Annotated in this window: 18 protein-coding genes; 4 read left to right on the forward strand and 14 right to left on the reverse strand. The window is 31.0% G+C overall.

Annotated features, from left to right (window positions below; all coding sequences use genetic code 11):
* Window positions 1-99 precede the first annotated feature (99 nt).
* Window positions 100-1,014, reverse strand: coding sequence for a nucleotidyltransferase domain-containing protein (locus tag C661_RS0110570; RefSeq protein ID WP_017415283.1), 915 nt, complete (start codon window positions 1,012-1,014; stop codon window positions 100-102).
* A 120-nt stretch (window positions 1,015-1,134) separates the two neighbouring features.
* Here C661_RS0110570 and C661_RS0110575 point away from each other — a divergent pair, with 120 nt between their 5' ends.
* A complete protein-coding gene (locus tag C661_RS0110575; protein ID WP_017415284.1) occupies window positions 1,135-2,028 on the forward strand; it encodes a helix-turn-helix domain-containing protein in 894 nt (297 codons plus the stop codon).
* A gap of 135 nt (window positions 2,029-2,163) precedes the next feature.
* Here the strand turns inward: C661_RS0110575 and C661_RS0110580 are convergent, their stop codons facing one another.
* The gene (locus tag C661_RS0110580; protein ID WP_017415285.1) at window positions 2,164-3,033 is read right to left on the reverse strand and encodes a damage-control phosphatase ARMT1 family protein; all 870 of its coding nucleotides are present in this window, start codon (window positions 3,031-3,033) and stop codon (window positions 2,164-2,166) included.
* Window positions 3,034-3,101: 68 nt separating this feature from the next.
* Window positions 3,102-5,345 carry a diguanylate cyclase gene (locus C661_RS0110585; protein ID WP_017415286.1) on the reverse strand — a complete coding sequence of 748 codons (2,244 nt, stop codon included), beginning with the start codon at window positions 5,343-5,345 and terminating at the stop codon, window positions 3,102-3,104.
* Between the two features lie 382 nt (window positions 5,346-5,727).
* On the opposite strand from C661_RS0110585, the gene C661_RS0110590 reads away from it, so the two are divergent.
* Window positions 5,728-6,495 carry a potassium channel family protein gene (locus C661_RS0110590; protein WP_026051013.1) on the forward strand — a complete coding sequence of 256 codons (768 nt, stop codon included), beginning with the start codon at window positions 5,728-5,730 and terminating at the stop codon, window positions 6,493-6,495.
* Window positions 6,496-6,634: 139 nt separating this feature from the next.
* Here the strand turns inward: C661_RS0110590 and C661_RS0110595 are convergent, their stop codons facing one another.
* Window positions 6,635-7,459, reverse strand: a complete 825-nt coding sequence (locus tag C661_RS0110595; RefSeq protein WP_017415288.1) for a MerR family transcriptional regulator — start codon at window positions 7,457-7,459, stop codon at window positions 6,635-6,637.
* Between the two features lie 96 nt (window positions 7,460-7,555).
* Here C661_RS0110595 and C661_RS0110600 point away from each other — a divergent pair, with 96 nt between their 5' ends.
* Window positions 7,556-8,947, forward strand: coding sequence for an MATE family efflux transporter (locus C661_RS0110600; protein ID WP_017415289.1), 1,392 nt, complete (start codon window positions 7,556-7,558; stop codon window positions 8,945-8,947).
* A gap of 187 nt (window positions 8,948-9,134) precedes the next feature.
* On the opposite strand, the gene C661_RS0110605 is transcribed toward C661_RS0110600, so the two are convergent.
* The 10 genes from C661_RS0110605 to C661_RS0110650 form a co-directional block, all read right to left on the reverse strand.
* The gene (locus C661_RS0110605) at window positions 9,135-9,860 is read right to left on the reverse strand and encodes a hypothetical protein (protein WP_017415290.1); all 726 of its coding nucleotides are present in this window, start codon (window positions 9,858-9,860) and stop codon (window positions 9,135-9,137) included.
* Window positions 9,847-11,307 carry a sensor histidine kinase gene (locus C661_RS0110610; protein ID WP_017415291.1) on the reverse strand — a complete coding sequence of 487 codons (1,461 nt, stop codon included), beginning with the start codon at window positions 11,305-11,307 and terminating at the stop codon, window positions 9,847-9,849. The genes C661_RS0110605 and C661_RS0110610 overlap by 14 nt, the downstream gene beginning before the upstream one ends.
* A 2-nt stretch (window positions 11,308-11,309) precedes the next feature.
* The gene (locus tag C661_RS0110615) at window positions 11,310-11,963 is read right to left on the reverse strand and encodes a response regulator transcription factor (protein WP_017415292.1); all 654 of its coding nucleotides are present in this window, start codon (window positions 11,961-11,963) and stop codon (window positions 11,310-11,312) included.
* A 363-nt stretch (window positions 11,964-12,326) separates the two neighbouring features.
* Window positions 12,327-13,367: a lipid II:glycine glycyltransferase FemX gene (locus tag C661_RS0110620; protein WP_017415293.1), complete on the reverse strand. Its 1,041-nt coding sequence runs from the start codon at window positions 13,365-13,367 to the stop codon at window positions 12,327-12,329.
* A 19-nt stretch (window positions 13,368-13,386) separates the two neighbouring features.
* Window positions 13,387-14,910 (reverse strand): Mur ligase family protein, encoded by a 1,524-nt coding sequence (locus C661_RS0110625; RefSeq protein WP_017415294.1) that lies wholly within the window; start codon window positions 14,908-14,910, stop codon window positions 13,387-13,389.
* 472 nt (window positions 14,911-15,382) lie between these two features.
* On the reverse strand, window positions 15,383-16,198 hold the full coding sequence (nudC, locus tag C661_RS0110630; protein ID WP_017415295.1) for an NAD(+) diphosphatase: 816 nt from the start codon (window positions 16,196-16,198) through the stop codon (window positions 15,383-15,385).
* Between the two features lie 49 nt (window positions 16,199-16,247).
* Window positions 16,248-17,516 carry a Glu/Leu/Phe/Val family dehydrogenase gene (locus C661_RS0110635; RefSeq protein WP_026051016.1) on the reverse strand — a complete coding sequence of 423 codons (1,269 nt, stop codon included), beginning with the start codon at window positions 17,514-17,516 and terminating at the stop codon, window positions 16,248-16,250.
* 348 nt (window positions 17,517-17,864) lie between these two features.
* Entirely contained in the window at window positions 17,865-18,740 is an 876-nt protein-coding gene (locus C661_RS22755) for a GNAT family N-acetyltransferase (RefSeq protein WP_017415297.1), read from the reverse strand.
* Between the two features lie 75 nt (window positions 18,741-18,815).
* On the reverse strand, window positions 18,816-19,340 hold the full coding sequence (locus C661_RS0110645; protein ID WP_017415298.1) for a cysteine hydrolase family protein: 525 nt from the start codon (window positions 19,338-19,340) through the stop codon (window positions 18,816-18,818).
* A 264-nt stretch (window positions 19,341-19,604) separates the two neighbouring features.
* Complete coding sequence (locus tag C661_RS0110650; protein WP_017415299.1) at window positions 19,605-20,168, reverse strand: nitroreductase family protein; 564 nt, start codon at window positions 20,166-20,168, stop codon at window positions 19,605-19,607.
* A 732-nt stretch (window positions 20,169-20,900) separates the two neighbouring features.
* On the opposite strand from C661_RS0110650, the gene C661_RS0110655 reads away from it, so the two are divergent.
* Window positions 20,901-22,820 carry an ABC-F family ATP-binding cassette domain-containing protein gene (locus C661_RS0110655; RefSeq protein WP_017415300.1) on the forward strand — a complete coding sequence of 640 codons (1,920 nt, stop codon included), beginning with the start codon at window positions 20,901-20,903 and terminating at the stop codon, window positions 22,818-22,820.
* The last annotated feature ends 188 nt before the right edge of the window (window positions 22,821-23,008 follow it).

The following is a 23,008-nucleotide window of genomic DNA, read 5'->3' on the forward strand; positions in this document are numbered from 1 at the left end:
TGAAATTTATCTAGGCTAATCACCTGGTAATCATAGAAGAACACTGACTTGAAGCTTTCAAAATGTTGTTAACACCTAAACATAGTAATTAAAATCTACTTATGGAATATATAAAAAACCTAGTTCTTCTACTGCCATCTTACCTTTAGGGGTTATTCGAATTGTTTGCGATACCTTTTCAATAACACCTTTATCAGCTAGATATTCAAATATAGAAATAACAAAATGTCCTTCCATATGAAAGTGCTTAGAAATAAGAGTACTAGTTTTTATTTGTTCATCTGCCATAAATTCAATTACAGGTTTTTTAATAATATCAAGACGATTTTCTAAATAACTATCAAGAGTCTCTATAGCCCTTGAAACTTCTTCTTCACTAAAGTGATGGGACATGGGCTCCTGGTAAAAAGGAGTAATCACCTCTGGATTTAACTTAAAAGCCTTTTGAATAGATTCACGAGAGATGGGTTCTTCATTTATGCAAAGCTCTATCCTTGCAATAACTTCTGCTGCCTTTAATAGATAATACTGTGCATATAAAAGGTCTTTCCTTGCATACAGCCACTTTTGGCACTTATCATATATACCTACAAGTTCACAGGCATTATAAAATACTGTTAAGGCAATGTCATCGCTGCCTATCTTTTTCATATCCTCAAAACATTCATATAAACTATCATCTGTGGTATAAACAATTTTGCCCTTGGCTAGGTATGACTGAGAAAAGGAACCTCCAATACTTTTTCCCATCCATCTTACAAAACCACTTCTTAATACAAGATCAACATTAATGGTTATGCCATCTTCCACAATACAATAAGAGGTATTATTAAGAGTTTGGTCTCGAAGAACCACCGTCATATCTATATCGCTTTTTTCCCATACAACATCATAGGCTACACTGCCACATACAATAACTGCTATAACATTAGGGTCCTTTTTAACTTTACTAACAAAGCTATTCACCGCTGCATTATAGCGCTCCTTTAACTCTTTCTGTAATAATTCTTCCATATTCTCAAATCCTTTCTTCTAGTTAATAAAGGAATAATTGTTCTCATTCTTTTGCTTATGGTATAATTATACTTGTATATTTTTATCAATACAGGACAAAAATTGCTGGAGTGTAGAAATATGGATAACTATTTATTAGAAATAATTAAAAACACAACTGAATATATAGAGCTAAACATTTTAGAACCTTTAAACCTTGATAACATATCAGAAAATGTAAACATATCAAAATTTCATTTACTTAGAATTTGGAAAGGTGCTACTTCTACAGGATTGATGGAGTATGTCCGAAGAAGAAGAATCGCATTATCTTTAAGTGATTTATTGCATTATCAAAATAGTATCGAATTCATCTCTTCAAAGTACTCTTTTGGCTGCGAAAGAACCTATAACAGAGTTTTCAAGGAAGAATTTAATATTACTCCTGCAAAATGGCGTAAAAACCCTTTCCCTTTGAATATTTTAGATAAATTTAACGCTGATTTTATGAACTGCTGTGGAGAGGGCCTTGTTTTTTTTCAGTCAATTGTAGTATCTCCTGGCTTTTCAATTGCAGGGCTTGAATATGAGGTAAGTGTTGAAGAAAACTTAAAGAATGAAATAGCTAATAAATACGGTTTAGATTTTTTCTATAATCATAGACTAAGGGTGTTCAACCCCTTAGAAAAAGATGTGTATATTGGTTTTACCACAATACAAAATAACATACTTACCCACACTCTCTACCAGCCTTCTATTCAAATAAGCGAAAATAGCATTATACCTGAAGATATGAGGGTCAAGAATGTAGTTCCACACAAATATGGTGTTTTTACTTACATGGGACTTCACCGTCCTGAAGAAATAAACTCAAACAAATTATCCCACATCTTTGCTTATGTGTTTAATACTTGGATGCCAACAATTCAGTTTGATTTAAGAGAGAAATTTAGATTTGAGTATATAAACTATGCAAAATGTAATAAACAATACTGTGAATGTGACTTGTATTTCCCAATATCTATTTTATCTTAGTAATAAACCCACCCATTTCTTTATTTACTCTATTTAATATAAAATACCCTACCGGGTAGACTTTTTTCAAGTGTCTATCCGATAGGGTGCATTTTAGATTTACCCATGGTTCTTTTAATACAAAAATCTATAATACTATTTACAATTATAATTAGTAAGGACATAATCCATTTGTTTGCATCCTAAGGAAGTTGCCACTGAAGAGCATTTAGCTCTAAGCAGATAAAATATATTTTTACCCTTAAAGTCACTCAAAGTTTCAAAATTTGCTTGTCCCTTACTTATAATAAGGTCTGCTTCATTAAATTCATTAATAAATTCACTTGAGCAATCTTTTAATATAGTTCCTTGAGCTGAATGTCCATTATCAATTACTTTTACCAAGTCTACAACACCAGTACTTATTGCATCTTTCATAGTTGCATCATTAACTATGGGGCCACCTTTCACTACATACGTAACCTTCTCCATTGGAAGCTTTTTTAATAAAAATTTATCAAATATAATCTCTCCTGAGTTATCAGCAATATACATAATCTTTTTTGACTTTTCTATAGCTTTTCTAAAAGCAGTTGTTCCTCTTCCAAAAATATCATGGTTAATGCTATCCTCAACAGATTTAAGTATATCTGATGGTTTAAGCTTTAACCCAACGGAGAAATCTATGATATTCCCAGCAATGGCTAGCCTACAAGCCATGTCAAAAGGATCCTCCGCATTCTCTAACCACTTTTCTTCATTAATTCTATCATAAATTTCTTTAGCAATTTCATTGTACTGTTCTTTCAGCCTTTCATAGGGATCATAAATACCAGTAATGTTTTTCGCATGTTGATGCATCCTAAAAGCTATTTCTGGCGCAGTTTCATTAAAGTCCATTTCGCCTAATTCTTTCAATGACCTTTTTATTATTTCTTCCTGAATTGCTAGATTGCTTGTAGCTTCTTCAGCTATTTCAACAGCTTGTCTAGCAAGGCAGTGAATACATTCTCTTGATACTTTCATATAACTCACTCCTTAAAAGTAATATGACAGTACTTAACTCACTTCTATATTAATAGATATAATTAATATTAATAATTCATAGCCAGTACCGCTCTTACCTGGTTTCTACCATTTTCTTTTGAAATGTATAGAGCCTCATCTGCTTTTTCAATTAGCTGCGATATATTCTCAAAGTTTTTATTATAACTTACAACACCAATGCTACTTGTAATTTTAACACAACACCCATTGCTTATCCTCACTTGCATACCTTCAACTTTTACTCTCAGTTTCTCTGCTAAGTCAAGAGCTTTTTCTAAATCGGTTTCTTTAAGTAAAATCAAGAACTCCTCACCTCCATATCTTCCAATTATGGAGTTTTCATTAAGTTCTTCTTTAATAGTTGAAACCAATTTCTTCAGAACCTTATCTCCAGCCAAGTGACCGTAAGTATCATTTATTTTCTTGAAATAATCTATATCTAGCATTATCAATGATAAAATCCTATTAGTACTGCCATGTTCCTCTATTGCAGCATCACACAATTTCATAAAGTGAGTTCGGCTATATGCACCAGTTAATCCGTCAATTGTGGCCATTTCCTCAATCTGATTAAATAATCTAGCATTTTGAATAGCTATACCTACTTGCCCAGTAAAATCATAAATCATTTGGTTTTCAATTCCATTTAAAGCCTCAGTTGTATTGCTATAAAGAACAATAACTCCTACATTTTCTTCATTATAGGTAATAGGAAACCCCATTAAGAATTGAAAACTTCTGTCCAATCCGTAAGCCTGCATTTTTGCATCCTTTAATATAACCAAATTGTCTTCATCTAAAATCCTTTTAAAATAAGCATCTTTATTTATATTAATAAGGGGTCTATTTATCAACTCTTCAGCTTTATATCCAAGCACAGCTTTTACTACATAACCCTGTTCTTCTTTCAGCACTATCATGCCGTTTTGAAATTTGGTTATTTTACATATACTTTTAAGTAAGAAGGTCAACATTATTCCTATATCCTTGGTAGATGTAATAGTTTTAGTTATACTATGTAAGCTTTCAAGAAGTACTCTTTGTTTTTCTGCTATAACCTTCTCTTGTCTAATTATATTAAACCTATCTCCTAGGGACAGTGATAAAAGCACTATATTCATCACAGCTCCTATTCTAGGAGAATATAAAGTAATGAAATTTAATGGTAGTATTTTATAAGCTGCCAAGATATTTAAAATTGAGCCTAAAAATAAGGCAATCCAGGAGATGACATAAAGATTAACAGCTCTATCCCTTGCCTTTACATATGCTATACTCATAAAACACATAATTGTACTTATAGTTATGAGAATAACAGATATTTTAGTAGCAACTGCTACTGGAATAAATAAAAAAACTATTATTGCTGCTATTTCTAAAAATAGCATACCTCTCATTAATTTATCAAACACTTTAGAACCATTCCCAACTCTTAAAAAGCTTCTTGTAAACAGAAGTGAAAATATACCAGATAAAGCTATAAAAATTGGGTTTGATTTTATATTCCATGACACAAAATTAGGCCAAAGATATTGAAAAGCTAATCCATCCCAAATTAGTTGCATAATTGAAAATGACAAAATAAAACAACAATAATAAATATATGAGTTATCTTTCAAAGAAAAGTATAGTATTAAGTTGTATGAGAACATTATAAACATTATTCCATAGTAAAAACCAAGTACCAAATTACTGTGCTCTTCTTTTTCCATAAACCTCTGGCCTGTGTACAACTTAATTGGTAATTGCAAATAACTTTTTGCTTCTACTCTAAATATTATTGTTTCACTTACTTTTGGAGGCATGTTCAAAGAGAATACAAAATTTCTATTTTTCATTTCTCTTTTAGAAAATATATAGTCACTTCCAGTTTCCACTTCATCAATTAGGTGGATTCCATCAAATCTATAAAACTTCACATTATTTAGTTGTGGCTTACTTATTTCCAAAATCATATTTACTGCTTGATCTTTTTCATTCTTAATTTCCACCTTACCCCAATATGCAGAATCTGAAATTTCCCCACTCAATTTACTATCTTTATAAGACTTAAATTTGTTAAGGGTTTCAGGATAAAATATTGAGTCAATAGTTAGCTCCTTCTTGTAATCTTGTAAAATTACAAGATTATTTGTTAAATCATATTCTTCTATGCCATTTTTAATAATAACAGAAGTTGATGTATTTTCAGAAGCTAAAGCTACTCTACTAATTGCTCCTCCAATTAAAAGTACAAATGCAAAATATGTAAATAAAATATATAATTTCTTTCTTTTCAATTTATGTTCCATAATGATTACACCTTCTATTAAAATCTGTCCTTTACCTGGTGCTAACTATAACAATTTTTTTAAGAAGATATCCTTTCAAAAGTTTTAATTAAAAAGCTACTAATGGTGCACTTTCTACTAAACAAAATCAAATCCTTAGCTTCCAAATATAATCTTGTTTTCATAGGTATATCACTACATTATTGTAACTCCTTAGCTATTCGACATATTGCAAGTTATTTCCTTCTACAGAAGCACAAAGTTAACAACCTTCTATAAAAAGATAGTCAAGTTCAAAGGTAGTTAAATGTTATTACTTTTTGATGCCTTTCTATTTTATATAAAAAACAGTATAATATTTTATGTATCATACAATATAAAAAAACATGGGGATGGTTTTATTATGAGAGACCTTGATTTTACTAGCAATGAAAGAATTGAATTTATCTATGACATAATTATCGGATTTTTTGCATTAGTGGCAACCTTTGTTGTTGTTCTACAGTTTAGTAAAAATATCACTGGCATACAGTTAAAATACTTAAACATAGCTGATAATATAATCTATTTTATTTTTGTCCTTGATTTTGTAGTGAGATTGTTTCTTTCAAGAAATAAACGTTCTTTGTTTAAAAATCATTATATAGATTTAATTGCTTTACTTCCTCTTCACTTTTTTACTAACTCTCCTTATGGAAGCTTATTGAAACTTATAAGAGTCTTAACCTATTTATTGCGCCTAATACATAACATTAAAGATGTTTTATATACTAATGGATTTATATATTCTTTAGGTTCTGCTAGTATAATAACCATACTAGGTTCCTTCGCTATTTATTTTTTAGAAAGGGATTCTAGTGCTACAATAAAGTCCTATGGTGATGCCTTTTGGTGGAGTATTGTAACTATTACCACAGTAGGGTATGGAGATATAAGTCCAACTACTTCAGGCGGGAGGGTTATAGCAGCTATCCTTATGCTATCAGGTATAGGATTTTTAAGTATGTTAACTAGTACAATTTCCACTTACTTTATAACAAAAACAGATGAAAAAAAGAGAGAAACACTTACTAGTAAAGAAATTGTTTCTCTAGATATTTCATCTCTTACAAAGGATCAAAGAAAGCAACTCATGGAATTTTATGAGTTTATAAAAAGTCGAGAAAATTAAATATAATACATCTTGCCATAAGTAACATAGTTTAGACTTTAATAATGTATTCCTAGTAATAACTCAACTTTTATGTTTTAAAGGAACACCTATATGGAATTTCTTTAACAACTTAATCCTAACTATTATGAATTTATTTTCACTTACAAACTTGTATTGAAATCAACTTTAAATATTCATTACTGTCCGCATTAGTAAGAGTACTAAGCAAATCAACTTCATATGCATTTCCACATATACTATAGCCTTGTTCCTTTATGCCATTTAACAATCTTTCATAAGAAAGGTACATGGTATCATAAGAACCTTTATGATAAGTTGATGCATAGATTCCATAGGACTTTTCGTACTTATTAGTTAACTCTCCCTCAAAATCTTCAGGTATTCTTATTCCAAAATAAGTCACTTTTTTATAAAGACCTAGTTCTAAAGCCTCCTTTGTAATTATATTGCAAATAGGATTTTCAAAATCTATCTGGAGCTCTTTTGACCTACTACAAATAGCAATAAAGCTTTGCATAAATGCCTTTTCATTCTCCTCCATACAAGGTTCTATCATATAGTACTCCTTGCTTTCTGTTGAAAATACCACCTTTTCAAAGTCACTAATGCCCAAGACCTGTTCTAGTAATCTTGATCTTCCCTCAATCTTTCTTCTAATTTTATCTAATTTTTGAATCTCTAAATCAACTTTTTCCTTTTGCTTCCTGAGCATCTCAATGCATCCTTCTGCATTTCTCACACTTAAATACTCCTTAAGAATATTAATAGGTACTCCTAAATTTCTAAAAGTCAGAATAGAGTCTAATTCATCTGCCTGCTCTAAAGTATAATATCTATAATCCTTTTCACCACGTTTTATTGGGGAAATTAATCCTATTTTATCGTAATAAATTACTGTCTGCTTTGTAACCCCAAGCATTTGTGCTAATTCTCCAGTTGATAAATATATTTTACTATTCATGCTTATCAATCCCCTTGACTATATAGTTGCTATACCCCTTATTATATCAAATGTAAAACAATAACAATATATGCACATATGAATAAGGAGATATTTATGGAAAGTATTGTGAAAAATATTACTGAAAGAAAAGGAATGATTACTAACATCTGGACTCTATCCTGGCCTTCTATAGTTGAACAAGCTCTGCAGACTGCAGTACAATATGTAGGTTCTGCAATGGTTGGACAACTAGGTGCTCAGGCCTCTGCTGCAGTTGGACTTACTATTACAGTGAACTGGCTTGTAAATAGTCCAGCCTTTGCCATGGGCATAGGTGTGCTATCCTGCATCTCCTTTTCCATAGGTGCTAAAAAATTTGAAGAAACAAAAATAGCCTCAATTCAATCTATTATAATAACCTTTATATTAGGAATAATTTTATCTGTCGCTACCCTAAGCGTCAGCCCATTTTTGCCTAAATGGTTAGGAGCCGCTCCAGAAATTCAAAAGGATGCATCCATTTACTTTGCCATCATATGTATGCCTATGCTATTCCGTGTTTCAACCATAGTTTTTGGTGCTGTCCTTCGCTCTACTGGGGATACAAAAACACCTATGAGGATTAATCTGATTATGAATCTAACTAATATTGTATTAAACTTTCTATTAATTTATGGAAGCCAAACTTTATCTATTGGAAGCTTAGAAATACCTACCTATGGAGCAGGTTTAGGTGTAATTGGTTCTGCCATAGCTACAGCCATATCTTACACCATAAGCGGTTTTTTAATGTTTTTTGCTCTTTATAAAAATAAGTTAGTATCACCTAAAGGTGAAAAGATAAAACTTCACCTTCCCATAATGAAAAGATGCATTAGTGTTGGTTTTCCTGTGACTGTTGAGCGTACCATAACTTGTCTAGGTCAAGTTGTTTTTTCTTCTCTTGTAACAAGCCTGGGTACTATAGCTTTTGCTGCGCATTCCATAGCTTTAACTGCCGAAGAAGCATTTTACATTCCTGGTTACGGCATGCAAGCCTCTACTTCAACCCTTGTTGGAAATGCTCTTGGTGAAAAAGATGAAAAAAAATTTCAGCAAACCTCTATAACAATAATGTGGCTTGCAGTTACAATAATGACTATAACAGGAGCAATATTGTTTTTCTTTCCTGAGACTATGATGTCTATTTTTATAAATGACCCTGAGGTTATCAAATATGGTTCTTCTGTACTTCGTATTGTAGCGGTTTCTGAACCTATGTTTGGCGCACTAATAATATTAGAAGGAATATTTAATGGCATAGGAGACACTAAAACTCCTGTATTCATATCAATATTATCTATGTGGGGAGTAAGAATTATTTCCACCTACTTATGCGTATCTGTTTTTCACCTGGGTCTAAACGCCGTATGGCTTTGTATGATAGCAGATAACGTAGTTCGTTTTGCCTTGCTTTTCATACGCTTTAAAAGTGGTGCTTGGAAAAGAAAATTCAAAATGGACTAAATTCAATTAATATTAAATATAAAAACCTCGCCTAAACTTGAGCTAACTCTTCCCTGTGGAAGTATGTACCTTTTGCTTATCTTAAACTTACCTTTGATATGACTTATCATAAAGTGCGAAAGGTAGACTTCTTATTAAAAAACATAAAAAAGAACTGCTCACTCTAAGCAGTTTTTTTTATGTCTTATTATTCATAAATTTTCTCATTTGAACTAATTGCAATTCTTACCCCTCTTTGACCATTGCCTTCAACGAATTCATTAAATAAATAGTATATTTTACCTCCAGCTACAGAGTACTTTCCCTTTTGAAGCTTCTTATCTCTTACATCATCCCATTCTACACCAATATAATTTGCAAATTTCTCTGGAAGGGTTTCAAAGTCCACAGGTGCCATTAGGTCCCCTGACCAAATATAGAGCTCATATATTAAATGAGTGTCAACATCCATCAGAGCATTTAAAACAATTTTATCAGAATAAAATTGTACATCCCACACTCGTACATTGTTATCTGGCTTATTCATGTCTGTATAATTCTTCAATGCATATCTACAATCTAATTGATTATTTAACTCTATCTTTGGAAATATACCACTTTCTTTCAATTTTTCTAATTGATTCAAGACTATAACTGGTGCGTCTTCTTCAGTAAGCTTTCCTCCAAGCTGCTGATTTTGATTTACCATTACAATATTTTTATCAATTCGGTTATACCCACTAATCAAAGCAATTTTGTCCACCACACTTATGTTGGCTGTATTCACAGATATCCTTTTGTCTACTGGTTGTATTTTCACCTTTCCTAATAGTCTATTATCTCTTGTTTGAGATATGTTTGAAGGGAGAAATACTGCTGCAATTAAGATACTTATAAACAAGATTAATATTCCAAAGGTTCTAATTCTTATCAAATTTTTCAGCTCCCTTCAGATAAATAACAACACATGTACCTTTTCTAAGAGCACTCTGAAACTTCATTTCTGCCCCATGTAACTTTATAATCTCTGAACTAATTGCAAGTCCTAAGCCTGCGCCCCCTCTTGCTCTTGATCTAGACTTATCCACCATATAAAATGCTTCCGTAATTTTGGATAGCTCTGATTCTTCCATTCCCTTACCTGTATCCTGTGTGGTAATAAGATAATTTTCCAAATCCCATTTTCCTGTGAATGTTATCTTTCCACCATCGTCTATTGCTTTTCTGGCATTATCTAATAAATTAATACATACTGTTTTCATAAGATCAGGCTCAATGTTTAAAATTGCATCCTCAACATTTACTATAAATTCTATATTTTCCTTTTCCAGTACTGGAAGCATAACGCCTTGTATTGCATTAAAGAAGGCTTGCGCATCAACAGGTTTCATTGTAAGGTCCTGTTTTTTCAATACAATCATATCCATTAATTTCATTGAAAGAGCTTCAAGCCGCTTACCCTCCTCAAAAATATAGTTTGAAGATATTATTATCTGCTCTGTTTCCATTTTTTTTGAACGCAGCATGTCAGCATAGCCAATCATTGAAGTTAATGGTGTCTTCAATTCATGTGCGAAACTACCCACAAAATCTTCCTGACGGTGTGATGCATCCTTCAATTCTTCTACCATTTGCTCCAATTTTATTGCCATTGTATTAAAATCTTCGGACAGTTTCCCAAATTCATCCTGAGTTTTAATAGTTATCCGTTGGTCAAAATTCCCATCAGCGATTTGCTTTGTTGCTTTTGACAAATTACTAAGTGGTTTTGTAAGCCAATGAGAAACCATAAACATTATAAGTCCACTTAAACCAATAATAGCTAATATTAGATAATAAAAAATTCTATATTGTTCAGCACGGCTTTTAAACAGAAAAGTAATATCATGAAAATTCTCTAAATACATTGTTTCATTTTGAACAGCAATGGGTCCCGCGGCATGTATATAATATTGAGAATCATATTGTATAATTTCATATCCTCTATTGTTTTCTGATATTTCTTTTAGAATATTATTGTTAATCCCAATTTTGCTACTAGTAAAAATAGTTTCATATAAATTGTTGTTCAACCTGAAGGGAATTGTTCCTTTCGAAGTATTTATTGTCACTGACTGAGCAACTTGCCAAATAAACTGCTTTCGCATTTCCTCACTATCTGTGACCAATTTAGGTGAATAGACAGAAGCTCTATTATCTTTTATTGTTTCTAACTCATGATTAATAGAATATCGAATAATATCATTTTCTTCATAGGCAGCAGTTACTTCACGGCTTAATGCGGAGCGAAACTGAAAATCAATAAGCAGAAAACTTCCACCACTAAATGTAACTGCTGCAATAAGTACTGTACTAAAAAAAATTTTCATAAAAAAGTTCATTGTTATACCTCTAATCTATAACCTATTTTATAAACAGCTACAAGCTTTTCTTCCCATTCGATTTTCTTACGCAATCGCTGTACATGAAGATCAATGGTTCTACTGTTTCCAATATAATCCTCACCCCATATTTTTTCATAAATACGGTCTCTAAATAAAACTATATTTTTGTTTTGAACAAATAAAAGTAACAACTCATATTCCTTTGGAGTTAAATTTATGATTTCTCCATTTTTCCTTACAATTCTTGAAAGAGTATCGATAGATAAATTATGTACTTTTAGAAATTTATCATTTTTATTATAACGTCGCAGAACTGTTTCTACTCTAGCTAAAAGTTCAATAATCTCAAATGGTTTTGTTAAATAATCCTCTGCTCCAAGTCTTAATCCCTTCACTTTATCTTGAACAGTAGACTTAGCTGTCAAAAATATTACTGGTATCTCAAGGAATTTAATATATTCCATTAGCTCATACCCATCAATCTTAGGTAACATTATATCAAGGAGAATTAAATCAAAACTTTCCTTTTCTAATATATCAGCGGCTTCAGCACCATCATAGGCACAAGTGCAAAAGTAGCCTGCATCAGAAAGATTAATCTTAATTAGATTAGAAATTGCTTTTTCATCTTCTACAATCAAAATTTTATTCATATATATAACTCCTTTATCCTCTTAACAATACATAAAAGATGCATCCAACTTGCATCATTAATTATATTATAAATTGTAGCTTACATCTAATCCAACACTTCCTATAATATTTACATGTAATATTTTTTCTTTGCATTTAAAATATTTTAGATAAATAAAAGATACCAAGCTATTATTATCTTAGTATCCTCATATTTGCTATTTTCAACTAAATTATTTTATAAAACATTTAATTTTTAAAATAATTTAAGAGAAGTCAAAATGGCTTCCCTTAAAAATTTATATGTAATCAATACCCTTTTTAAATATAACCTACTTAAAAACTAATGATTTCTTAGTGGTATACAAATCAAATCACTATTACTATTGTTTAATCCTCTTCTTCATCCTTATTAGATAAGGAACTAGGTGTGAAAACATCCAATGAATTGGTTTATTATATACCCTTTCAATTTCTCCTATAAATTCTGTGACACCCTTTCGCCTACAAAAACCTTCTTTAAATTTATAGAGTCCATTTTCTTTGCTAATTGCATAGACACCACCAAAATCATAAATTTCACATTTTTCTTCAAGACCCCACCGTATCATTTCCATCTGCATAGCATAGTTTGGCATAAAGTTTCTCTTTTCATTTGAGCTGGCTCCATAGAGATACCACATTTTCCTACCATAATTTATAGCTATTGCTCCTGATAATACTTGTCCCTTATATTCTGCTAAATATATTCTTAACTTATTATCATCAAATGCATCCATGATTTTTATGAAATAATCAAATGACCGCCCTAAAAATCCATCACGTTTGCAAGTAATTGTAAATAGGTCATAAAAAAGCTTTAAATCCTCTTTTGAAGTAGAATAGCGCACTGAAATACCATTTTTAGCTGCTACTCGTAAATTGTATCTGGTTTTAGGACTAAATTCCTTTAATAAAGCTTCTTCTGTTTTCTCTTTTATATCTAATATCATATTAAACCGTGGTTGTATTAAATCTTCTTTTGAAAAATTATCATTGCGAACAATAAAGCCTTTCTTTATAAAACTCTCTTCAAGTTCCTTAGTTCTCTCTACTTCAGGATCAAACCGAAAAGCAAATGCCTTATACTGTTTTGCAATAATATTTACACAGTCCAAAAGCTCCATAACAAGATCAATGTCTTTTATATCACATACAGGTCCACGAGGAGCATATATTAATGAGTATTTTCCTACAGGTCTTATTAGTAGTGACATAGCTGCTACTATTTCCCCCTTACGCTCCACGTATACTTGTTCATTTTTCCAATGATTTTTTACTTTTGTCCAAGATAAATCTTGAGTGACAATTGAGTATGGCGAACCTTTTACAAAACTATCATATCTTTCAACTTCTAATAAATTCTCTTTATCTAAAACAGGCATATTATCACTTCTTTTCTTATTAGTCCATTATTTTTAAGCATCTTTTTGCAATGGATATATCGGATTCATAGTACTTATATTCATTTCCTACCTTTTGATAAGCTACTTCTCCTTTAGCTGCCAAAATAATAATATCACCTTTTTTAGCAGTTGAGATAGCTTTTTCTATTGCTTCTGTACGATCTTCTATGATTTCGTAAGGAGCTTTGTATGGCTTTATATACTGAGCAATATCCATGCATATTGCTTTTACGTCCTCATATTGTGGATCTTCAGCAGTTAAATAAATATACTGAGCATATTTACCTGAAAGGCTTCCTATATCACGTCTTCTCAGGAAGGCTTTCCCCCCTGCACAACCCACAACTGTCACAATTCTTCGTCCTGGATAATCTAACTTAATAGTTTCATAAAGTTTAGAAAAACTTAAATGGTTATGGGCAAAATCAACTATTACAGTAATTTTATTGTTTTCAAATATATTCATTCTCCCCTTTACTGTTGTATTTTTAATCCCATTATAAATTGACTCCTCATCCACTCCTAAGGTTCTTGCAGCAATAATAGTAGCTAAAGCATTTTCTATATTAAACCTACCCACCATTAACATTGAGAATGTCTTTCTATAGTTCTTTGAATTAACGTCAAACAAAGTATATTTTCCTTGTTTCCGAATATTATTTACATAATAATCATGGCTCTTATCGGTACCATATATAATTACCCTCTCACAATGCTTCTTAGCTTCATTATACACACTGTCAAACTCTCTTGTGTTAGCATTTATAATGGCTGTGTCACAATTTTTCATAAGTTCCTTTTTACATGATAAGTAATCATCAAAATCAACATGTTCTGATGGCCCTATATGATCCTCATCAATATTAAGGAATATTCCTATATTAAAATTCACTCCAAACACTCGATTTAATTTGTATGCCTGTGATGACACCTCCATTGTAAGATTTTTTATGTTGTTTTCTCGTGCCTCTGAAAAATATCGTTGTAAATCAAGGGATTCTGGTGTGGTTAAATGTGATTCCTCCAAGGTTGTACCTGTATATACCTCAATACTTGATAAAATTGCACTTTTTGATTTATAATACTCATCAAATATATTTTTCATAAAATATGCGGTTGTAGTTTTACCTTTTGTTCCTGTGATACCTACTAAATTTATTTCCTTATTAGGGTAATCATAATATAACATTCCAATTACTGCCATAGCTTTTCGCACATCACTAACCTTAATATATGGTAGATTATTATGAATCTCTTGATAAACCTCTTCAGAAATATAGGCAGTTGCTCCTAATTTAGCTGCTTCTTTTAGATATTCAACTTTAAAGTTACCTCCTTTACATATAAAAAGAGTAGTGGCTTTAATATCCTTAGAATTGTAAGACACATAATCAAAGTTAAGTTCTGAGCAATCTATCCTTCTAGAGTAATCTCTAATTAAGTTAAATTTATTTAATGCCTGAAATACATCCTTTAATGTAATTTTATGTTGTTTCTTAATTTTTTCATTATGAACTTTCATAAATGTATTATCCCCTTTCAAAACTACTTTTTATTTCTACTCCAAAACTCTAAGGAAAAGTAATTACTATTACTAACACTAGAATTATTTCTTCATTCTATGTTTAAATTCAGCTTTGGTTATTCAATTGTTAACGGCTATGCTTTATAACATCCTTTTATTGCCATAAAGGGCTACCTTGTAATTCAATATTAAAAGGGGGCTGTATCAAACTTCAATCAAAATTGCATCAAAGTTGCATACTTTTCTTCAGCAGACTTTATTTCTAACTTATGTTTTAAGGAAAGTTCATATTTAATATAATAACTTCCATGCTCTCACTAAATATAAACAAAGAATCCTATACTACTGTGTTATTTATCTAAATTAAAAACTCTTATCCATTTGCAGGATAGGAGTTTTTTCAGTGTGTACTATGGTATATATTTTTTAAATTTTGCCCTTGTGAAACCTTTAGTCATATTTATTAAAATTATAATTGTGACTTTTGTCTTAGTTCTAGCACATGGTCAATTATGATCTTTGCAAAGCTAAAATTATAATCTGGTGTATGGGGTAAATCATCTAATGAATACCAATCAGCTGCTTCTATTTCATAATTATCTATTTTTATTTCTCCGGAAGAATGCTCAGCAATGAAACCAAACATAAGTGAATTAGAAAAAGGCCATGGATGGCTACCAAAATATTTAATGTTCTTTATTTCAATTCCAACTTCTTCCCTAACTTCTCTTCTAACAGTGGTCTCAATGAATTCTCCTGGTTCAGCAAATCCAGCTATAAGACTAAATAAATTAGGTGGAAAGTGAGGCGAACGTGCTAAAAGAATTTTATCCTCCTTCAAAACTGCAACTAGTATACAAGGATTTATAAAGGGATGCATTTGATGTCCACAATGTAAGCATTCCATATAAGATTTTTTACTCTCCAATTGCACTTTTTCACCACAACAACTACAATATTTAGTTTTCTTCAACCAATTTACAAAGTGTAAACCACGTAAGGCAAGGAAAAATAAAATTTCATTAACCTCTCCATATATTTGTCCTATATCTTTTAGGTAATACTCATCAATATTATCACTAAAAGGCAAATTTGCAGCATAATATTCATTACCTTCTTCGGTACCTACATATATGATTTCCGAGTTGCCAATTCCAAGCTTTTCAACTTCAGTTAGAGATAGAAACTTAGGCTCTCCTTCATACTCTTTAAGAAGAATTTCTCTTTTGTAAAATACAAAACAGTATGAGCTTTCATTATAATCTTTAATGCTCTCATTATTCATTTAAGTTACCCCTATCCATTTTAAATTCAGAAGTTACACAACCAGTATATTAGTACCAACCTCTAAGCTTCATAGTTGTTGCTACTCGTTTTATTGAGTGCATATAAGCAGCATTTCTCATAGAAACCATATATTCTTCTTTTATCTTCCATATATCATTGAAGGCACTTATCATTGCTTTTTCTTCTTTATCCTCAACTTCTTCTTCACTCCAATAATATCCATAGAGATTTTGAACCCATTCAAAGTAGGAAACGGTTACACCACCAGCATTGGCTAAAATATCTGGTATTACTAATATATCTTTACCATTTAGTATTTTATCAGCATCTGGAGTAATAGGTCCATTGGCAGCTTCAGCTATTATTTTTGCCTTTATTGTATCTACATTATCTAAAGTGATTTGGTTTTCTCTTGCTGCTGGCACTAAAACATCCACATCTAAAGACCAAAACTCATCTGCAGTTATCTCCTTGGAATTTGGAAAACCAAGTAGTGTATGATTCTTTTCATAATATACAGCTAATTCCTTAGTAGCTAATCCATTTTCATTATAAATTCCATAGGTTCTCTTTTCTACTCTGTCATATTCTAATATTGATACTACTTTTGCTCCCATTTTTTCAATAATTGTAGCAGTATGACTTCCAACATTTCCAAATGCCTGAATAGCAACCGTAGCACTATTTATATTAATATTTAACTTGTTTAATGCTTCTCTTATTGTAACCGCTACTCCGAATCCAGTAGCTGCTGTTCTTCCCTTTGAACCTCCAAACTCTACGGGCTTTCCTGTTAATGTTCCAAGGGCACTATGACCTACAAGTTTATTATATTCATCGACCATCCAAGCCATTATTTGTCCATTTGTATTTACATCTGGAGCTGGAACATCTACCTTCTCACCAATTAGCTTATATATTCCATCAATATATCCTCTGCTCAATCTTTCAAGTTCTCCTTTAGAAAGTGTTGAAGGATCAACAATAATGCCTCCCTTTCCACCTCCATAAGGTATTCCTGTTACACCACACTTAAAAGTCATCCAAAGTGATAAAGCTTTTACTTCATCTCTTGTAACGTCCTTGTCAAATCTAATTCCACCCTTTGTTGGACCAACTGCATCATTATGCTGTGAACGGAACCCTTTAAATACTTTAATAGTTCCATCATCCATTTTTACTGGAATTGACACTTCAATTACCCTTAAAGGTTCACTTAAGATTTCATAAACTGCTGGTTCAGTACCTAGTTTGTTACAAGCCTCCTTAAGCATTTTTTGAGCATTTTCAAATGGATTTAAATTTTCTTTCATAATACTGTTACCCCCTATAATTTGTTAAAAATTTTTTTGGTATAATTCTTGCTATGTGATACCCAAGTCATAATTAGCATAGAATTATTAAAATAGGTTGAAGTTGATTATGTCATATTTTACCACTGGTGATACTTTTATTATATAATATATTATGCAAGATATCAATCATGTAACACCCACAATGAATGATAATTTTCAATTTGTTAACTTTTATGATTATTCACATAATACCATTTCGGTTTTTGTTAAACCAACCTAATACTTAATTCATAAATAAAAATGTGCCGCCTAATACATATTTAGGTAGCACATTTTCCATTCTCATATCTTTTTTTAAAGTAAACGTATTTACATATTATAGCACACCATTACGGACTTCTCTTCAAAACCTTCGCTTAGATATAACTTTGCTGCATTAGTATTCTCAGCATTTACTGATAGCGAAGAATTTTCATAGCCATTATCTCTTCCAAATTGCACCGCTGCTCTGATTAAATTTCTTCCAAGGTTTCTTCCTCTATACCCTGGAATTATGGCAACACCACCAATAAATGCAAACATATTTCCATCAGATTCCTCTGCACTTACACATAAAGTTCCTATTGCTTTATCACCATCCCATAATATCATCATTCCATCTTTAATTAGTTCCTCATCCCTTAACATTTCTATAACCTTATCTTGGGTACAATGTACATGTCCAGCCAAATTAGCAAAACATTCATTTATAATATCACACCATACTTCTTCATCTACACCTTCCCTAACTGGCCTTAATTGAATATCCTTAGGGAAGTTCGGCTTTACCGATTCCTTGCCGCATCTTTCCATATAATAAGAATATCTTGTAATGTGGAAGCCTAGTTCTATAAATATTTCTCCAGTATTAGATTTTTCTTTTGGTAAAAATAAATACACAGTTTCTATACCCTTAACATGATTTCTAACAGCATCTAATAGTAGTTTATATGCTTCAATATCATTAGCTATTGAATGAAATATTCTAAATCTAGCTTTACTAGAAACTCGGAATTGTGGTGTCATAATTAAAGATACTGCACCAACTATTTTTTCATCATGATTTAATAATATATAAGTTGGATTATCTTCATTTATAACAAATTTATCATCTGGCAAATAGCTTTCATCATGTTCTCTGCCATATTTCCCACAGTATTCTAAGAACTCACTAAGTTCTTCATTACTTAGTTCTTGCACCTTCATATAACTTACTCCCCCTCACAATGGATAAGAGGATCCATTGAATTCATATTCCCCTTTAAATTCTATAACCTGAATTTAATCATTCAGTTTTTTAATTGTTTCTTCCACTGAAATACATTTTGCATATCTACCATTCCACATAAATTCATTGTGATATCTATAGCTTTGTTCAGCTGACATAAACTTATTATTTACTGTTGTATTCGCATATGCTGGAACTAAAATATGCAGTCCATGTTCAAATCCACATTTTATAGTAGCATCAATACAATAGTCTGTTTGTAACCCAACAATAATTACCTCTTTTTCATCGCTATTTGATAGATACTCTAATAATCCAGTTCCTTTAAATGCACTATTAACATTTTTATCAAATATTTTTTCTCCATCCATTGGCTTAAACTCTTCATATATTTCGAAACCATCAGTTCCTTTTGTTAATTCGCTACCATGTCCATCATCATGACGTACATATATTACTTCAATATTATTCTCTCTAGCCTTATTTATTAGTTTTTTAACATTAAATACAAAAGTATCAAATTCATATAATTTCTCATTTGTTATTAACTTTTGAGTATCAACTACTAGTAAAACCATTGTAACCTCCCTTTATAACTCACTATATTAAGCTTTATTAATAAACATTTTATTCATTTAATTATATCTTACTTCAATTGTTTGATAAATCATATAGTAAAAATTACTCACCCTCATTAAAGTTTATGATGGAAGAATTATATATTCTACATATTATCGCAAATATTCAACTACTGAACTTCAGTAGAAAAGTTATTATTTATTTATTTATTTATTTATGGTTCATCACCTCATAAATAGGAATATTTCTTATACCCTTCTTCTCTAGTAATGTCCTATTACTGGTTTATCCTTTTTCTTATGTTTACGGTCAGGCTCATATTCTTGCCAATATACTCTTTTTTCGTTCAGTCTACTTCTTGCTTCCTTTTCCTCTGCTGGGTATCCAATTAATACAACACCAAGAGGGGTAACATGTTCAGGCATATTTAATAATGATTTTACTGCACTAATATTGCTTTCCACAGGATAAACCCCTATCCATACTGAACCAAGGCCAATGCTTGTAGCTGCGATTAAAATATTTTCTATGGCTGCACTGCAATCTTGTACCCACATTTCCTTTCCTGGTCCCTTAAAAGCTAATTTCATATTTCCACACACCACAATAGCAACTGGTGCATTGTATCTTGCAAAAACCAATTTATCTTTTAACTGAGAAAGTTTGTCCCCTTCATCAATAACCACAAACTCCCAAGGTTGACAATTAGCTGCTGTTGGTGCTGCAGTGGCTGCCTTTAATAAGGTCATAATAATATTTCTTTCCACTTTCTTATCTAAGTAATTTCTTATACTTCTTCTTTGGTAAATGGCTTCAATTACCTCCATGTTAAGTCCTCCTTTATTAACTCAATACACCAGTTGGATATATACAAAATTATTTCAAAATTTAAACTTTACCTTTTTATAACATTTAAAATATGGATAGGCCTATGTAGACAACATATACCTGTTAAATTAGCTTAAAACTTATATCTCAAATGATTTAACTTTGTAAGTTTTTTATATTTTACTTATTTTTAATGTAACATTCCCATAAAAGTAATAATACATTAAATTTTAACTATTTACAATTATATGAATATAATGTAAAATATAGGTATTGTTAAATATAAAGGAGGAAGTAAGTTATGACACCAGCTAATTGCTAACATTAATTTTATTTTAAATTAATAGATATCTTTAAAGAGTATGGTCTTTGCCTATTTTAGGTTAGGATTATTTGTTTCGCTCTTTAAATGAAATTAGCAATTTAGAAGATAACTTACTTTACTGAAATATATTTAATTATTTAAGCAGAGTTCTTATATAAATTTACTCTTTAGCCAAGATATTTTAAATAATATCTTTATTAAGGCTAGTTGTATTTATATACCTTTGATTTTATAAATTAAAGCTATTTTTAGACCGTAAGAATATTCTTTCTTAGGGTCTTTTTATTTTTCATAGATTGTTTATTAAGCCTTTTTAGGCTTCTTGGATACCCCTTAGAATGTAGTAAGTTATCTAATAATTGCCTTAAGTATTTGGATTATTATTTTATGAGATGAGGGATTATAGATGATTGAATTTACAATGTATCGTATTATGAAAAGATTTGGAGATAATTTAGTATTAAATAATATAACTTTTACTGTATATGATAAAGAAAGAGTTGCCCTTGTAGGTAGGAATGGTTGCGGAAAAAGCACTATTTTAAAACTACTAGCTGGCATAGAACCAATGGATAGAGATGATAGATTAGATTCACGTGATGGCAGGCTAAAAGGCTGGATTAAAATTCCTAAGGGAGTTACTGTTGGATATCTTAATCAACTTCCAGAGTATGCTGGAAACTTAAAGGTTATTCATATTTTAAAATCTGCCTTTGAAGAAGTTTATACCATTGAAAAAAATCTTAGAGAGCTAGAAAATACTATGTCTACTCTAGAAGGAGAAGAGCTCGAGAGAGTATTAAAACGGTATAGTGACCTCCAAGAGGTGTATATCACTAAAGGCGGCTATGATATAGATGAGAAATTAAGTAAGATATGCAAGGGGTTAAAATTTGATGATGCTTTCTTAAACAAGGACTTTAATATTTTAAGTGGTGGAGAAAAAACCACAGTAAGTCTTGGAAAAATACTTTTAGAAAACCCTGATATTTTACTTCTTGATGAACCTACAAATCATTTGGATATGGATTCTATAGAATGGCTTGAAGGATATCTTAGAAATTACAATGGCATTGTTATGGTGGTTTCCCACGATAGGTACTTCTTAGATAATGTGGTGACCAAGGTTATTGAAATTGAAAATAAACAAAATACACAGTATGATGGAAATTATTCTGACTATGTTAGACAAAAAGAAGATAATATGCTGGAGCAATTTAAGGATTACAAAGATCAGCAAAGCAAAATAAGAGCTATGGAAAGTGCCGTTAAAAGACTTAGGTCTTGGGAACATTATACTAGGGCTGCAAGTATTCAAAAAAAGTTAGATAAACTTGATAAGATTGATAAACCAGTATTTAAAAAACAAAACATTAAATTTGATTTTAAGGATACAGAAAGGTCAGGCTCTAATGTGATAAAAGGTTCTGAAATCTGTAAGAGCTTTAATGATAAAGTTATATTAAGTAAAGCTCAGTTAAACATTTACTACGGTGAAAGAGTAGCTCTCATAGGTCCTAATGGTAGTGGCAAAACTACATTTTTAAAAATGCTTTTAGGTAACATGAATATGGATAGTGGAATTTTAGAAATAGGAGCTAATGTAAAACATGCTTATTTACCACAGGAAATTACTTTTAGTAATGAAGATTGTACAGTTATTGAATGCTTTAGAGAAGATAGAAATATTCTGGAGGGAAAAGCTAGGGAATATCTTTCTAAGTTTATGTTCTTTGGAAAAACTGTTTATCAAAAGGTAAAACACTTATCTGGTGGTGAGAAGGTTAGGCTTAAGCTAAGCATGCTTCTATATGATGAGATAAATCTACTCATACTTGATGAACCAACTAACCATCTTGATATTGAGTCAATTGAAACCTTAGAAACTGCACTAGAGGATTTTAATGGCACTATATTTTTTATATCCCATGATAGGTATTTTATAAATAAAGTCTGTGATAGAATAATTGCCCTGGAGGACAATAAACTGGTAAATTACTCTGGTAACTATGATTTTTATAAAAACAGCAAACTCCAATTATTACTATCCAAGTCAGTTGACAGTGACATAACTAAGAAAGTTACATCAAAAAAGCCAACTATGAAGCCAGATAATAATTCTAAAAAATCAAACTTCCATATGGAAAAACTGGATCATAGCATTAAATTCTTAGAGGAAGAGCTTCGTGAAATTCATAATCTTATGGATAACTGCGCCTATAATTATGAAGAGCTTGCCAAGCTTTATGCTAAAAAAGAAGAATTAAGTGAACAGTTGGAAGATTTACTTTCTGAATGGATAAACTTTAATAGTGAAGCTAATTAAAAATTGAAACAGAGTTACTCAAAATAATAATTTGAGTAACTCTGTTTTTCCTTTACGCTCAATCTAATTTACATAAGTGTAAATTGTTTCTTATTATATTTTATTAAGATTCAGGTCTAAGAATAACTTTTAGTGATTCCTCATAAACAAGTAATTGATCTTTAAATCTTCTTTTTTCTACACCAATA

It is taken from the genome of Clostridium tunisiense TJ, from assembly GCF_000300195.1.
Lineage (GTDB): Bacteria > Bacillota > Clostridia > Clostridiales > Clostridiaceae > Clostridium_J > Clostridium_J tunisiense.

Excerpts from the sequence above, each read along its gene's own strand:
- C661_RS0110645 (WP_017415298.1), bottom strand. The coding sequence starts at position 19,340 with ATGGTTTTACTAGTAGTTGATACTCAAAAGTTAATAACAAATGAGAAA.
- C661_RS0110625 (WP_017415294.1), bottom strand. The coding sequence starts at position 14,910 with ATGAAAGTTCATAATGAAAAAATTAAGAAACAACATAAAATTACATTA.
- C661_RS0110620 (WP_017415293.1), bottom strand. The coding sequence starts at position 13,367 with ATGCCTGTTTTAGATAAAGAGAATTTATTAGAAGTTGAAAGATATGAT.
- C661_RS0110650 (WP_017415299.1), bottom strand. The coding sequence starts at position 20,168 with ATGGAGGTAATTGAAGCCATTTACCAAAGAAGAAGTATAAGAAATTAC.
- C661_RS0110595 (WP_017415288.1), bottom strand. The coding sequence starts at position 7,459 with ATGAATAGTAAAATATATTTATCAACTGGAGAATTAGCACAAATGCTT.
- C661_RS0110615 (WP_017415292.1), bottom strand. The coding sequence starts at position 11,963 with ATGAATAAAATTTTGATTGTAGAAGATGAAAAAGCAATTTCTAATCTA.
- C661_RS0110575 (WP_017415284.1), top strand. The coding sequence starts at position 1,135 with ATGGATAACTATTTATTAGAAATAATTAAAAACACAACTGAATATATA.
- C661_RS0110590 (WP_026051013.1), top strand. The coding sequence starts at position 5,728 with ATGAGAGACCTTGATTTTACTAGCAATGAAAGAATTGAATTTATCTAT.
- C661_RS0110570 (WP_017415283.1), bottom strand. The coding sequence starts at position 1,014 with ATGGAAGAATTATTACAGAAAGAGTTAAAGGAGCGCTATAATGCAGCG.
- C661_RS0110585 (WP_017415286.1), bottom strand. The coding sequence starts at position 5,345 with ATGGAACATAAATTGAAAAGAAAGAAATTATATATTTTATTTACATAT.
- C661_RS22755 (WP_017415297.1), bottom strand. The coding sequence starts at position 18,740 with ATGAAGGTGCAAGAACTAAGTAATGAAGAACTTAGTGAGTTCTTAGAA.
- C661_RS0110610 (WP_017415291.1), bottom strand. The coding sequence starts at position 11,307 with ATGAACTTTTTTATGAAAATTTTTTTTAGTACAGTACTTATTGCAGCA.
- C661_RS0110580 (WP_017415285.1), bottom strand. The coding sequence starts at position 3,033 with ATGAAAGTATCAAGAGAATGTATTCACTGCCTTGCTAGACAAGCTGTT.
- C661_RS0110655 (WP_017415300.1), top strand. The coding sequence starts at position 20,901 with ATGATTGAATTTACAATGTATCGTATTATGAAAAGATTTGGAGATAAT.
- nudC (WP_017415295.1), bottom strand. The coding sequence starts at position 16,198 with ATGAATAATGAGAGCATTAAAGATTATAATGAAAGCTCATACTGTTTT.
- C661_RS0110600 (WP_017415289.1), top strand. The coding sequence starts at position 7,556 with ATGGAAAGTATTGTGAAAAATATTACTGAAAGAAAAGGAATGATTACT.